The organism is Belnapia sp. AC561, assembly GCF_979252845.1.
Map to the genome: position 1 here is coordinate 1 of NZ_CEEDBP010000144.1, position 316 is coordinate 316.

Consider the following 316-nt stretch of genomic DNA (forward strand, 5'->3'; position numbering starts at 1 on the left):
GCCCGCCGGGCACCATCTACGCCTATAAGGTCGGCGCGAACGGGGCGGTGTCCGACCGGCGCGTGCTGATCGCCTTCCCCGCGGGCGGCGGCGGCGGTGCGGACGGGCTGAAGGTCGATACGCGCGGCAACATCTGGGCGACCGGGCCCGGCGGAATCCGGGTGATCTCGCCGCAGGGCAAGGTGCTGGGGCAACTGAAGCTGCCGGAGGTCGCCGCCAACCTGGCGTTTGCGGAGGACGGTCGCACGCTCTACATCACCGCGTCGACCAGCGTGTACCGCCTGCGCACCAAGGTTGCCGGGGTGCTACCGCGTGT

Annotated in this window: 1 protein-coding gene; it reads left to right on the forward strand. The window is 71.5% G+C overall.

Translation table 11 applies throughout. The features are described 5' to 3' along the window. A partial coding sequence (locus tag AC0IW9_RS30495) for an SMP-30/gluconolactonase/LRE family protein (RefSeq protein ID WP_471652057.1) occupies positions 1-316 on the forward strand: 316 nt, incomplete at both ends.